Consider the following 12,495-nt stretch of genomic DNA (forward strand, 5'->3'; position numbering starts at 1 on the left):
TGTGGGTCGGAGGTGGGTCGGAGGGACAGGCACCTCGACCCTGCTTCTCAATATATTATCTCTTTGAAATAATGGACCTGTCCCCTCGACCCAGTCTTTACCAAGGCATCCCAATCACAATAAATAAAAGCCATGCCAATCCTGGCCCAAAGGCAATGAATATGCCAGTGGTCATCATAAGCTGCCTAAAAAATACTCTTTCCTTAATCCCTTGGACATTGGCAAGCAAAATGGCACCTGCTGAGGAAAGCGGGCTTAAGTCAACAATACTGGATGAGACCGAAATCGCTGATATTAAATCAATAGATGATAAATGAGAATTCATAAAGATTGTTTCTGCCATTGGAATAATCGAGGTTAGGTAAGCGGTTGTGGAGGCAAACGCGGAAACAAATCCGCTAACATACAAAACGGCAAGTGCTGCTAAGTCAGGATTCCCCATATCCGCAATGAAATCTGTTACGTAATCCATCACTCCTATTTTTTCCATTACCCGGAAATAAGTGAAAATTCCCGTTACTAAAAGAATTACTTCCCATGGTATCACGTTCAGAATTCCAACATTCTTATCAGGGGAAATGAAAGAAAGGACCAATCCTACTAAAATTGCCGCAATGCCTAGATTCATATTAAATCCAATCGAGAGGAAACCTATAACAGGGATCGACGCAAGACAAAATCCTTTATATAAATCTAATCTTATTTTTCCCTGTTTAATCCAAACCTCTTCGTCTATCATCTCTTTCGATGCAGCAACGTATGCCATTGACGTTGATTCCCGCCGCTTAAATAAGCGAACTCCACCAAATAGAAGAAAGGTGATAAACGAAACAATTCCAAAATAGATGATACAATTGAGCAGGAGTAACGCTGGTGAATGTTCGAAACCTCTAGTCTGCATCCCACCATTGACAATGACACCAAATATATTTAATGGCGAGAACGCGCCTGCCTGCATTCCCATCATCATCATGATGCTGATCATGAGCTGGTTTGTCTTAGTTTTAAAGGCTATTTTAAAGGCAATCGGTGCCAGCAAAGAAACTACTGCGATTCCGAAGGTTCCGACACTTGTCAAAACCAAACTCAAAGCAAACAGAAGCCAAGGAATGAACCCCAGCTTCCCGTTTACTAATCGCAAACCAATAGCAGCTATCAAATCAACAGCTCCGCTTTTTTGAATAATGGCAAATAGATAGGTCATACCCACTATAAATATAAACAGCTTTACAGGCAACACACTAGAAATCTCATCCAAGCTAAGCCCATAAATAAGGATACCGACGATAAAAGCAGCTGCAAACCCCAAAACGCCAATATTTATTGGAAGGATTGTCCCAAGAATGAATATGATGAATAATACAAGAATAGCTATTATTGCTATACTCATGAGCATCCCTCCCTTTTCATTTATCGTTCAGATCCTATTATTTTGTTGTCGATCCAACCAAAAACAACTTAAACATGATTAAAAATGTAAATTTACAGATTAATCTGTAAATTAATTATTTAATAAGTATAAGATATATAATCAAATTTTCATACAGCTTTTTATGTAAAATAAACAAGGGTCGATTCTCCTGCTTATAAAGCAGAGAAAATCGACCCTTGTTTAATAAGCCTTCTCCCCAGATTTTTAAAATAACCTTAGTGATTTTCCCCTGATCCATTTACCTAAATTGGTGTTACAAGTAAACTAGGTATATTTAATGTGTCGTAGACGACTAAGCGTTCTTTCAACTTAGGCTTCCCTTGTTTGAAAACGATTTGGTCAATATATTTTCCAGTATTATAGACTTCTGTATTGCCATCTAATTTTGTTTGAAATACGACATAGTTGGATTGAACCTGATAGACTCCATTTGTCTCATCCACTATCAGGCTGTTACTAACAATATGACGGTAAAAATGGGCTTCAAAGATATTCGCATTTCTATGAGCAGACACACGATCCTTTAACATGCCTTTACTCTTACAATAAATTAAAGCAGATGGCAGGTTTCTCGCATAATTTTCCCGTGAAATAATTTTATAGGTACAATCTTCTGTAAAAAACTCCGGCCATTCCTCTAAACGATCATCATCAATACAATGAATATACTGGTCATTTAACAGTTGGATCTTTTCCCTAATCTCACTCATGCCAAGCGTTTCCTGCTTACTCATAAGAATTCCTCCCCTTCTATTCTCTTAAACTCCCATTAGTTCTCGATAATACTTCCAGAAACCGCGAATGGATGTTTCCGTAATTCGGTAGTTTTCACTTTTCACATCTCTGCCGCCCATTTCAATAAAGGCCGTTTTCTCTTGATCCCTTACAATCGCTTTTTGAACCATTTCCCCAATGCCGCCATCTTCGAGCGAGACAAAGCCTGCCGGACCAACTAAATTATTTTGCTTTAAGCGCATCTCGATTTGCTCTTCGCTATCGTCTTCATAGCCAAAAAAGGTCCAAACCAGTTCACATTCACCCGGTGCTTTGGGCAGTAATTGACGGACTGCTAATGTATTATGAATTTGCTGAATCACGACTCCTGGAAAGATCGACTGAATCGCAAGCGTAATGCCGTCTTCAAATTCATTCCAGCCATCTAGTAGGGATGGATCATCTAACGTATATTTGGAATAAGAACGCACCTTTTCATTTTTATAGACATTTTCATTCTCATTTTTATTCCCAAATGTATAGCTGACATGATGCATGCCACGCTCATCTAAATCAATTCCGCCTTTTTGCGACAGACGGTTAATGCCAAACGTCGTAAAGAACAGATGAAGGAGGCTGGCATGATAAGAATCCTTTACATTTTCAAAATAAAGCTTCCAATTATTCTGCATTTTTTGACGCTGATAGCCTAATATTTTAATAGGTCGGCCATTAAAGACACGCTGCACATAGTGCCCCATTTTTTCCCCAATATACTGGTCAATCGATTCAAGTGTTTCATCAAAGGTTCCAAATAGCATTCCGTGATAGTTTTCTACTCTGACCTTTGTCATGGACAGCTTGCTCGTGTCAAAATCATCCGGCATCCCGCCGTTACCATTCACGCCATTTTTAAATGGAACGCCCTTCAAATTTCCTTTGTCATCATATACCCATGCATGATAGACACATGTAAAATTCTTGCTATTGCCGCATGAATCCATACATACGGTTGCCCCGCGATGGGCACAGCGATTGACAAAGGCGTTGAACGTCCCATCTGATGACCGTGTGACAACCACTGGTGTATCCCCAATAAAGGTCGTCTTATAATCATTCCGATTCGGCAGCTCAGCTTCTAAGCATAGATAATTCCAGGTTGGACCGCGGAAAATATTTTTTTGCTCTTCTTCATATACTTTTTGATCTAAAAAAACTTGATAAGGAACTCTAGTAATTCCTTCTTCCGGCCACTTTAGATTTAAATTCTGATTCGTTGCTGCTGATTTCATCCTTTCACAACCCCTTTTCTATTTTGATCAATTGCTAGTAATCATTTTTGTGAAATATTGTGTCGTAACATGTTCACGACTCACTTTCGTTTATTTGGGGTCAACTGGCCGCCATACTTTTTCCGCAATTGCGCCAGACGTCTGCCCGCTTCCCTTGCACCTTCTGCATATTCATCCGGTACTTTCGTATAAGGCGGCCGGCTTGGACCTGCATTGATATATCCTGCTTCATTGATGCGGATTTTTTCTAACTGAATATTGTACTTTGCAAACAGTTTGAAGTCTCCGTTTGGAAAAAAGGTCCGTGAGGCATGCTGCATTCCCTCTGTAATTTCCTGTGCCTTTTCCTCTTCACCGTTAAAAATACTTCGTTTTAACTCAACGGCAGCCTGTGGTCCACAGGAAGCAGCACCGCTCCAGCAGGCAAGAACCTCATCAGGCATCGCTTTCCATCCTTCATACCAATCCCGTTCCATTGGCAGCATTCTCATGTTTCCTTTGACAGCTTCTACATCAGCCAAAAATTCCGGTCCGATAGAGGTACATTTAGCTGCAATGATGGTTGGGATTTCAGCAAGCCTCGCATAAACAGCTGAACTAATCTTTCCTTTAAAAGCAACCGGATTGTCGTACACAATAATGCCTAAATCTGGAATAGCTTCTGCTACATCGCGGTAAAAGCTAACAATGGTTTCATCATCACACTCACACCACATCGGCCGGCCTAATAATAATCCGGAAACACCCTTTTCTTGAAAAGCCTTTGCTCTTACGATGGTATCCCTTGTATTAAGAGTCGTCGCCCCAGCATAGATAGGGACGCGTCCTTTGGCTGCTTCAACAACAATTGTGACAAAGTTTAAATGTTCTTCCCATGTAAGTGTTGCCGCTTCACCGAAAGTACCCGTAGTCATAATCGCATCGACGCCGTCTTCAATCATTTTATGAACCGCTCTTACCGTTTCCTCATAGTCTACTGTATCTTCCGTTGTGATTTGATCTGCTCCAGGTAAAGCAGGAGTAGGCATAATCGCATAAATTCCTTTTATATCATGAACAGTCTCTCTCAAATTCGAACACCTTCTTCCACTTTCATTTCAACAAAGCCCAGCCCTGTTACCCATTCCTTCACGTTTTCATAAGCAATCAACTGTCCATGATTGGATAAAGAAGCTCCAACAACTACCGACCATGCACGAACCTCTTCTGCCCCATTACCGGCAGGGATGATTTCCTCATCATTCATGCAGGCAAATTCCTTTGCCCGGCCTGCTCGAATCAAATCTAAGACGCGTCGGTCCCATTCTTCATTAACGGTTCCCATTTCTTTCGTACCGACCCAGTGAGACAAGCCGCCCGTCCCGAGAATGGCCACCCTTTCAAAGATTTCCTGCTCTTCAATTGCTTCTCGCAGTACTTTTCCAAATTCATAACACCGCTTCATGGACGGCAGTGGCGTCGTGATCCCATTCAACACGACAGGGATGACCACAACTTCTTCTTCTCGCGGTTCCACAAAATGCAATGGTTGAATGATTCCATGATCAAGGGCCAACTCTCCCGCCATTGCCACATCAAAATGATTTTGATAAAGCTTAGACAGAAGGAAATGAGAAAATTCCTGTGATCCTTTATATTCCTTTTGCGGAATGCCGATCCATTTATCAAGCGGGCCTATATAATTTTCGGCCACACCTAATGTAAAAGGAGGGATTAATTGCGGCGACAGTGTGCTCATATGCTCAGCAGATACAATGATAATCACCTGCGGTTTGGCCTCTTCTAGAATAGCCCTGCATTGATCATATGCCGCTTGTACTCGTTCCCGTTTTTCGATGGGCGGAGCCGTTGGAATCGATGGAATTAACGGGCTGTGACTCATCGCAAGGGCAGCTACCAATTTACTCATACTTCAACCTCCATAATGTTTTCCTTTTTCATCTATCAATCTCCTGATCTTAAACTTTTTAACATTTCCGGGACCGGAACCTGATGAACATCCTTGATTCTCATTAAAATAAGACCATTCACTCCATATTTCGTAAGAGCGGCAAAATCATTGTCTTGTATCATCTTTTGTTCCTGTTCGTTCAAATGATATTCTTCCATGACCGTTATCGGATTCTGGACATATCTCTTCTTCACTTCCTCATTCACGGATATGGCATGAAATAGTTTGTTGATTTCATAAGCAGACAAGCTCATTCTCCTTCCATTCGCGTTCTCACATATGAGCAAAACTTTACCTTCGAAGCTCAGCGTTTTTCTCTTTTAACCGTTCCTGAAGTTCTGTATAATCAATCGAACCTTCCGATTCTCGATAATTCAGCCCAAGGTGTTCCAATAATTTCGAATTCTCAACAAGGAACATTCGAACCGGCTCCTCCTGACTGCTGTTGTAATGCCGGTGCCAGACCATTGGCGGTGTATAAACAAAGTCACCCGTTGACCAATGATAGGTTTTATCACCAATCTCACTATAGCCCGTCCCTGACATCACATAATGAACGGATTCATGGTGATGGCGCTGCATATCTGAGGCAGAACCCGCTTCAATTTCCTGTAAAAAAATTTCAAAGCTTTTTACCGGTAACCGAAGAACAGGTCCTAAACGAGAAGGATTGGTTTCCTTCCCCGGACTGTACCAAGGTATTTCATCTGCATGAACAACGACATGGTCCCATTCATCCTCCGGCACCCTCGGTAATGGTTTCCGCTGCTCTGAAATCACCTTCCGAAATTCCGCTAAACTTTCATCTTTCACCATTCTAGTCCACTCCTCTATTAGAAAAAGTTGTGCAGGTTTTGTGTTCCAATTACGGCATGATCAGGATAGATAGTTCTTTTAGCAATTTTCCAATCATGGCCATCTCTTTGTAAAATATCCACTCGTTCACCTGTTAGTTGATCATTTATTATTTGATTGCCCCGATTTCGGACAAATTGAAAATAGCTTCTTACTTCTAATTCATTTTCGTTCCTGCCCTTTCTGATACGGACATGACTGATAAAATGGCGGGTGCGTGAAGGCGGATCATTGGACCATGCTGATTTCGTATACAAGCGGTCAACTCTCGTTTTCATTGTTGTATAGTCATCTTCAAAGTAGCTCATTTCATCAATGATGTCAGGTCCGCTTGAGCTCTCACGTGTCACCCTTGCAGGCATGCGGTAGATAATGTCTTCGGAAAGCATCTGAAACCATGATTGATAATCTCTTAAATCTAATAGCTCTGCTTCACGATAGTAAAACAGCGTGATTTCATTTTGTAATTCTAAATCCAGGACATATTGATTTTGCTCCTGTATTTTCACCATGAATGTACCTCCTCTAATCATGATTCTTTTGAAAGTAATTCCTGCCAGTATTCATAAAAGCCTCTGTGTACCACATCAAGGAAGGTTGTCGGATAAGCAATTCCCGGCCCTGGAAAATCGTCAACAGGTTCAACGAAATCCATTCCCATTAAATAATTCACCACATTATTGAAATGTAGGTTCTTATCCCGAGCGGTTACTCCTTTGCTTGCATCCGCAAGCCTTGTCCATAGTTCCGTGTCATCCTGCTCCAATGTTCCTCCTGGGCCAAAAGTGTTCACGTATCTTTTGTAAGAATTTTCTTTAAATTCTTGCGGTGCCTCTTTATCAACCAATATCCATGACCATGCTTCAATCTTGTCCGGCCCAAGCGGACGCCATTGCCTAATGGTTAAAAAGTTCGTTAGGTTCTCATGCTCTCCCTTTCCATGCATTGGACTTAAGAAAGAGAGATTTGGAAAGCAGTTCCCATTGAACACCATGGTATTTTTAAATACAGATAGCTGCTCTTCTGTTAGATTTTCTTGAAACATCGGCCACATTTCTTCAGGGAGACCCTGATATGGCGGAATTGAAACAGATGCCGGCGGCTGAATCACGTTTAATCCATGACCGTGCTCTAATTGAATTTGATAGCCGTTACTTGCAAATAACGGATCCTTTGGACTGATTCCAAGTTCAACGGTAGAGCGGTGTGTCATCGCTGTATGATAGGCATCACCTACAAACACTTCCGCGCTTACCTTCCAATTGGTATCCACTACCCAGCGCTGCGGTGCTCCGATGACTTCCATTCCTTTATTACTGCGGCCCAGCATAATATCAAAATACCATTTAAGTCCGCCTAGAAATTCTTCCAATGGTTCAGCATCCGGATTAAGGGCGGCAAAAATTAATCCATGATAGCTTTCAACCTTTGGAACTTTCCTGAGCCCCCACTCCTTTTTATCCATTTCTTCACCATATAATTTATTTCCAGCAAGAATCCCGACCAGTTCTCCTTCAATGTTATAGGTCCAGCCATGATATGGACATGTAAAGGTTTTCTTATTGCCTAGGTCCGCTGTACACAGGTGAACACCGCGGTGTGTACAAGAATTGATAAATGCGTTTATTTCCCCCTCGCTATTTCGAATTAACAAAACAGGGTCATGTACAATCCATCTGGATACATAATCTCCTTTATTCGGAATTTCAGATTCATGAGCGACAAAATACCATGTTTTACTGAAGATCTTTTCAATTTCTAATTGATGGATCTCCGGGTCGGTCATAATCCATTGCGGGAGTTTTCCCGTTTGAAGCTGGTCTTTAATAGTTGATAAATGGTCTTTATTAACGGTTCTATTCAATTTCATTTCACACCCTTTTTATATGAATTTAGCATTCTTTCAGCATACGAATGGCTTGATATTCGACGTATTCAGAGAAACCGATTTCTGTCCTTTCTCTGCCAAGTCCGCTCTGTTTAACACCGCCAAACGGCATATCTAATGAAAGGGAATCCACATTATGACTGTTGATGAAGGTACCGCCCGCTTCTATTTTCCGGGCTACGGCTAATGCACGCTCTTGATCCTCTGACCATACGGAAGAACACAAACCAAATTCAGTTCCATTCGCCATTTCAATCGCTTCATCAATTGAGTTGTATGAGATTAAAGGAATAACAGGTCCAAATTGCTCACTCACAACCAATTCATGACGAGGATCAATATCCCGAACAATCGATGGCAGCATATAATAGCCGTTTTGCCATTGCTCTGAATCGACTTTTTTCCCTAGCTGTCTGACCGTCGCACCTGATTGCCGTGCTTTTTCAGCTAAGCCTTGAACATAATTATATTGCTTCTGATTAATTAAAGGCCCAAATGTTGTTCTTTCGTCCAAACCATGTCCAACTTGATACTCATTGACGATATCAGACATCGTTTCATATACGGCATCCAGCATATGGTTTGGAACATAAACGCGCTTGACAGCAAAGCAGATTTGACCTGCTCTAGTGAAAATTCCTTTACATAACCTAGGCATGATTATATTTACATCTGCATCATCCAAAATAATTGCTGGGTCATTCCCCCCAAGCTCTAAACTGACCTTTTTAATCGTGGATGCTGCACTAGCCATGATGGAGCTGCCCGTTTGCGTTCCACCAGTAAAAGAAATTTTTCCTACTAAAGGATGTTCGGTTAATGTAATCGTGACATTTGATCGTCCATTCACCACATTGATCACACCATGCGGAAGAACTTTCGCCATCGCTTTTAAAGCTAAAGTCAAGGCAACAGGAGCATCACGTGAAGGCTTGACAACTACTGTATTTCCGGCTAATAATGCTGGAGCTAATTTGGACATGGTCAATATGATTGGAGAATTCCATGGGACAATTAAGCCAATGACCCCAATCGGATTCTTTTCAATGCTCATCCAGCTCACTGTATTTTCAAACCTTGATGGTTCGAGAAACGCTTCTGCGCGATCTGCCATATTGTGAATCATACTAGCCCCTCTAATAAAATCTGCAGTGGATTCCTTAACAGTCCCCCCATTTTCTCTTATCAGTAATGGTCTTAAGGATTCTGTTGATTCTTCCAATACGACTGCTGCCTGCTTAATCAGCTTGATTCGTTCTGCAACTGGGACTTCTCTCCATTCCCGAAAGGCCTGAAATGCTGTTTGAACAGCCTGGTCAGCCGTTTCACTTGTGCCTTTCGCTACCTTTGCTACTATATCTGTAAAAATCCCTGGATCATAAACATCGAAATATTCAGTCGATTGAACTTCTTGATGACCAAAAAAATTATCAATTTTTTCTACTGCAGCTTTGATCAAGATGGAATACCTCCTTAATATCGTTTTTATACTAGATTTGAAGAATGCATCTTATCACTTCATTAAGAATGCATTTGGATTTCTCTTCGCGACACTCTTTGGTCAACATGAACCAATTCATCCTTTTCTGCTGAACAAGGCAGATAGACATGAAACGCTGTTCCTTTCCCCTTTTCACTGTTCACTTTGATTTGTCCGTTTAATTGCTGAATCACTCGATAAGCCACCATTAACCCCAATCCAGTTCCTTTCTGGCCTTTCGTTGTAAAATATGGTTTTCCTAAGCGCTTCATTTGCACTTCGTCCATCCCCAACCCTGTATCTTGTATCACAATTTCATGTTGGTTCTTATGCTTCTTCATCGTAATGATTAATTCTCCACCATTTGGCATGGCTTCGACCGCATTTTTCATCATATTTAAGAGAGCCTGCTGAACCACTCTTTTTTCACCTATAATGGAAAAAGGAAGAAGATCCTTTTTCACTTCAATGGAATTCATATGAGAAAGAGGATTAAGAATCTCAATTAATTCCGTCAGTAATTGTTCTACGTTAATTTTTTCCACCTTTTCTGGTGCTGGTTTGGCAAAGGTGAGAAAATCGCGAATGATCAAATCCGATCTTTCCAGTTCATTTAAAGCAATTTCGATATATTTCTGTTTTTTGGGATCCTTCTCGTCCTCTTGTAACAGCTGGATAAAGCCTTTGGCACCTGTTAAACCATTTCAAATTTCATGTGCGACGGATGCACTTAAATGACTGACCATTTCCATTTTTTCCATTTCAAGCAATTCATTTTTTAAGTGATGATTTAAAATGATTTTTTCGTACGTCCAAACCGTCAGGATGATACATACTAATTTAATCAAGGCACCCATTAAAATAATGTTGAAAGGAGCTTCTAAGTGAAACATGTAATTATTAATCAACACACTGAAGAACATATGAATGAATAAAATACCAATTGAAATCCATAATTTTTGACTCCTACGGGCTTTTAAAAAAGGATGGTAAAAAAGGATGGTTAATAACGGGATTAATGCATAGATAGATGCTGTAATCCAAGAGGTTTCATTAATCCCTAAACATAGCCGGACAAAAAAACCACAAATATATAAGCAAAAACTGGCTAAGGGTCCCCCATAAAGACTAGCGACAATAAACGGTACAACACGGATATCATAATTAATGCCTTCATTACTGGAGAATGGAAAAAAGACGAAAAAGATAAAAGAAACCAGTCCTGATAAGAATACAAATAATTTGATATCCTTCTTTGTAAATTCTTTTCTGTAAACCTCTAGAAAAAGCTGTGTCAAAAAAAGCATGACGAGGAGAAAGAGTACATTGACCAAAATATCGCTCATAAGAAAAATCCCAAACATTTAAAATCTAATGATCTAGTTAGTCATTCGATCCAAGAATCAGTGAGATTTTAGATCGACGATAATTATTTAACTGGATGTTTTAATCGTATCAGCCCTTTACCATCGCTGTATTCAACGCGCGTCCCAAATGGTGCTGACAACTCTCCTAAATATTCAATAATCTGTTCTCCTAACTCCCCTTCAGCAAGCCTTGGAATGCCGCCGGTCGAGCGCGGTTTATGATCCATGGTGACTGGATAAAGGACTAGTTCGGTAAATTCTCCTGCCTCATTAAACGTACACACAGGGATGATAGAGCCGAATACTTTCACTGCAAAATGTCCACCCGGCGGGTTTAATGGTTTTGGCAGAGCATCACGGGCATCGAAACCGTCTGCCGTCGTCGCATGGCCGTTTTTCAACTCTGGTGCATAACCTGGTCTGGCAAAGAAATCAGCCGGCAGTCTTGTAACGGTGCTGCTCATGGCAAAGAAATCACCTGGATCATAAAAGATTGGTTTGCCGTTATAGATTTCAATTCCTCTTAATGGCGCATGGCTGCCCTGTCCGACAAAGACACTTGCACCTGCGTCAATACATGACTTAGCAAAGGATTGGACAAACTCTGCCGGTACATTCAAGCCTTTTTCCGGATGCATTTCATGACTATGCAGGGCGACAATCACATGATCTGCCTGTCTTGCCGCTTCTTTGATCGCTTTTAGATTCCCTACTGCATCGTCCTCATCCACTACAGTTGTAATCCCCGGTTCATCTCTTTCGACAAATCGTTGAATTGCCATCATCAATCCAGGCGGGTTAAAATACCATTCCTTTCTATTATTTGCAATTCCCCAGCCCATCTTATAGGCAAGATCTTTCACCGTTTCAATAATCGTACGGTCTGCACTATAGTAATAGCGAAGCGGATTTAGTCCCGGTCTGCCCTTCACATCCTGCCTTGTTTCTCCTGCTCTCGCCCAGCCGGTGAAAGTAGAACTCATGGATATAAGAGCGACTCTTCCTTTTGGTGTCTCAAGATATTTCGGTTCCCTGGCTTCTCCCAAATTTCTGCCTGTGCCAGCGTGTACGAGACCTGCTTCATCAAGAGCTTTCCAAGTAGAGAATAAACCTCCGTAGGAATAATCTAAGCAATGGTTCGAAGCATGTGAAACCATATCAAACCCTGCCCATTTCAATTCATCAGCTACAAAACGAGGTGAGCGCATCCACGTCCAGCCGGCCTCCGCGGCAGGATAGACTTCAGGTCCGTCATAATCATGAATATTAGATTCAAAATGAGTATAGGATACATCTGCATTTCTAAGTACATTGACTAGCGATAGAAATCCTGGATCTTGTTGAACGGATATCCGGCGGTTGATAATGGAATCACCTGTCACTGCAATCTTAAAACCTTTCATAAGATACCTCCATTGAATATATGTATTTTTTGCACCTCTCCGGTAAGATGCCAGGGGAGTAAAGAACAAGCATGATACTTTGTAAAACCTGACATCTTAGCGAGTGTGTAGCA

13 protein-coding genes and 1 pseudogene are annotated in these 12,495 nt (G+C 41.2%); all 14 read right to left on the reverse strand.

Translation table 11 applies throughout. The features are described from left to right. Positions 1-97 precede the first annotated feature (97 nt). The 14 genes and pseudogenes from R4Z09_RS20520 to R4Z09_RS20585 all read right to left on the reverse strand — a co-directional run bounded on the left by R4Z09_RS20520 (position 98) and on the right by R4Z09_RS20585 (position 12,382). Entirely contained in the window at positions 98-1,390 is a 1,293-nt protein-coding gene (locus R4Z09_RS20520) for an SLC13 family permease (RefSeq protein ID WP_338448587.1), read from the reverse strand. Positions 1,391-1,674: 284 nt separating this feature from the next. Beyond that, the gene (locus R4Z09_RS20525; protein ID WP_338448588.1) at positions 1,675-2,166 is read right to left on the reverse strand and encodes an aromatic-ring-hydroxylating dioxygenase subunit beta; all 492 of its coding nucleotides are present in this window, start codon (positions 2,164-2,166) and stop codon (positions 1,675-1,677) included. A 24-nt stretch (positions 2,167-2,190) separates the two neighbouring features. Then, positions 2,191-3,438 carry an aromatic ring-hydroxylating dioxygenase subunit alpha gene (locus R4Z09_RS20530; protein WP_338448589.1) on the reverse strand — a complete coding sequence of 416 codons (1,248 nt, stop codon included), beginning with the start codon at positions 3,436-3,438 and terminating at the stop codon, positions 2,191-2,193. A gap of 80 nt (positions 3,439-3,518) precedes the next feature. Then, positions 3,519-4,508, reverse strand: coding sequence for a dihydrodipicolinate synthase family protein (locus R4Z09_RS20535; protein WP_338448590.1), 990 nt, complete (start codon positions 4,506-4,508; stop codon positions 3,519-3,521). Continuing rightward, on the reverse strand, positions 4,505-5,347 hold the full coding sequence (locus R4Z09_RS20540; RefSeq protein WP_338448591.1) for a hypothetical protein: 843 nt from the start codon (positions 5,345-5,347) through the stop codon (positions 4,505-4,507). Before R4Z09_RS20540 ends, R4Z09_RS20535 begins: the two co-directional genes overlap by 4 nt. Before the next feature lie 35 nt (positions 5,348-5,382). Next, the gene (locus R4Z09_RS20545; protein WP_338448592.1) at positions 5,383-5,637 is read right to left on the reverse strand and encodes a hypothetical protein; all 255 of its coding nucleotides are present in this window, start codon (positions 5,635-5,637) and stop codon (positions 5,383-5,385) included. 43 nt (positions 5,638-5,680) lie between these two features. Further along, positions 5,681-6,205 (reverse strand): cupin domain-containing protein, encoded by a 525-nt coding sequence (locus tag R4Z09_RS20550; RefSeq protein ID WP_338448593.1) that lies wholly within the window; start codon positions 6,203-6,205, stop codon positions 5,681-5,683. Positions 6,206-6,222: 17 nt separating this feature from the next. Then, positions 6,223-6,756 carry a 3-phenylpropionate/cinnamic acid dioxygenase subunit beta gene (locus tag R4Z09_RS20555; protein WP_338448594.1) on the reverse strand — a complete coding sequence of 178 codons (534 nt, stop codon included), beginning with the start codon at positions 6,754-6,756 and terminating at the stop codon, positions 6,223-6,225. 17 nt (positions 6,757-6,773) lie between these two features. Beyond that, the gene (locus R4Z09_RS20560) at positions 6,774-8,114 is read right to left on the reverse strand and encodes an aromatic ring-hydroxylating dioxygenase subunit alpha (protein WP_338448595.1); all 1,341 of its coding nucleotides are present in this window, start codon (positions 8,112-8,114) and stop codon (positions 6,774-6,776) included. Positions 8,115-8,136: 22 nt separating this feature from the next. Beyond that, the gene (locus tag R4Z09_RS20565) at positions 8,137-9,591 is read right to left on the reverse strand and encodes an aldehyde dehydrogenase family protein (protein ID WP_338448596.1); all 1,455 of its coding nucleotides are present in this window, start codon (positions 9,589-9,591) and stop codon (positions 8,137-8,139) included. Between the two features lie 62 nt (positions 9,592-9,653). Then, positions 9,654-10,091 carry an ATP-binding protein gene (locus R4Z09_RS20570; RefSeq protein ID WP_338453319.1) on the reverse strand — a complete coding sequence of 146 codons (438 nt, stop codon included), beginning with the start codon at positions 10,089-10,091 and terminating at the stop codon, positions 9,654-9,656. 90 nt (positions 10,092-10,181) lie between these two features. Continuing rightward, positions 10,182-10,298: pseudogene (locus R4Z09_RS20575) on the reverse strand (hypothetical protein); the annotation flags it as partial. 18 nt (positions 10,299-10,316) lie between these two features. Continuing rightward, a complete protein-coding gene (locus tag R4Z09_RS20580) occupies positions 10,317-10,958 on the reverse strand; it encodes a LytS/YhcK type 5TM receptor domain-containing protein (RefSeq protein ID WP_338448597.1) in 642 nt (213 codons plus the stop codon). An 83-nt stretch (positions 10,959-11,041) separates the two neighbouring features. Continuing rightward, positions 11,042-12,382, reverse strand: coding sequence for a CapA family protein (locus tag R4Z09_RS20585; RefSeq protein ID WP_338448598.1), 1,341 nt, complete (start codon positions 12,380-12,382; stop codon positions 11,042-11,044). Between the last annotated feature and the right edge of the window lie 113 nt (positions 12,383-12,495).

Source organism: Niallia oryzisoli, assembly GCF_036670025.1.
GTDB classification, from domain to species: Bacteria; Bacillota; Bacilli; order Bacillales; family Cytobacillaceae; genus Bacillus_BD; species Bacillus_BD oryzisoli.

Bases quoted from the DNA above. Each gene is read 5' to 3' on its own strand.
- R4Z09_RS20580 (WP_338448597.1), bottom strand. From the start codon at position 10,958: ATGAGCGATATTTTGGTCAATGTACTCTTTCTCCTCGTCATGCTTTTT.
- R4Z09_RS20560 (WP_338448595.1), bottom strand. From the start codon at position 8,114: ATGAAATTGAATAGAACCGTTAATAAAGACCATTTATCAACTATTAAA.
- R4Z09_RS20585 (WP_338448598.1), bottom strand. From the start codon at position 12,382: ATGAAAGGTTTTAAGATTGCAGTGACAGGTGATTCCATTATCAACCGC.
- R4Z09_RS20570 (WP_338453319.1), bottom strand. From the start codon at position 10,091: ATGAATTCCATTGAAGTGAAAAAGGATCTTCTTCCTTTTTCCATTATA.
- R4Z09_RS20530 (WP_338448589.1), bottom strand. From the start codon at position 3,438: ATGAAATCAGCAGCAACGAATCAGAATTTAAATCTAAAGTGGCCGGAA.
- R4Z09_RS20525 (WP_338448588.1), bottom strand. From the start codon at position 2,166: ATGAGTAAGCAGGAAACGCTTGGCATGAGTGAGATTAGGGAAAAGATC.
- R4Z09_RS20540 (WP_338448591.1), bottom strand. From the start codon at position 5,347: ATGAGTAAATTGGTAGCTGCCCTTGCGATGAGTCACAGCCCGTTAATT.
- R4Z09_RS20520 (WP_338448587.1), bottom strand. From the start codon at position 1,390: ATGAGTATAGCAATAATAGCTATTCTTGTATTATTCATCATATTCATT.
- R4Z09_RS20550 (WP_338448593.1), bottom strand. From the start codon at position 6,205: ATGGTGAAAGATGAAAGTTTAGCGGAATTTCGGAAGGTGATTTCAGAG.
- R4Z09_RS20555 (WP_338448594.1), bottom strand. From the start codon at position 6,756: ATGGTGAAAATACAGGAGCAAAATCAATATGTCCTGGATTTAGAATTA.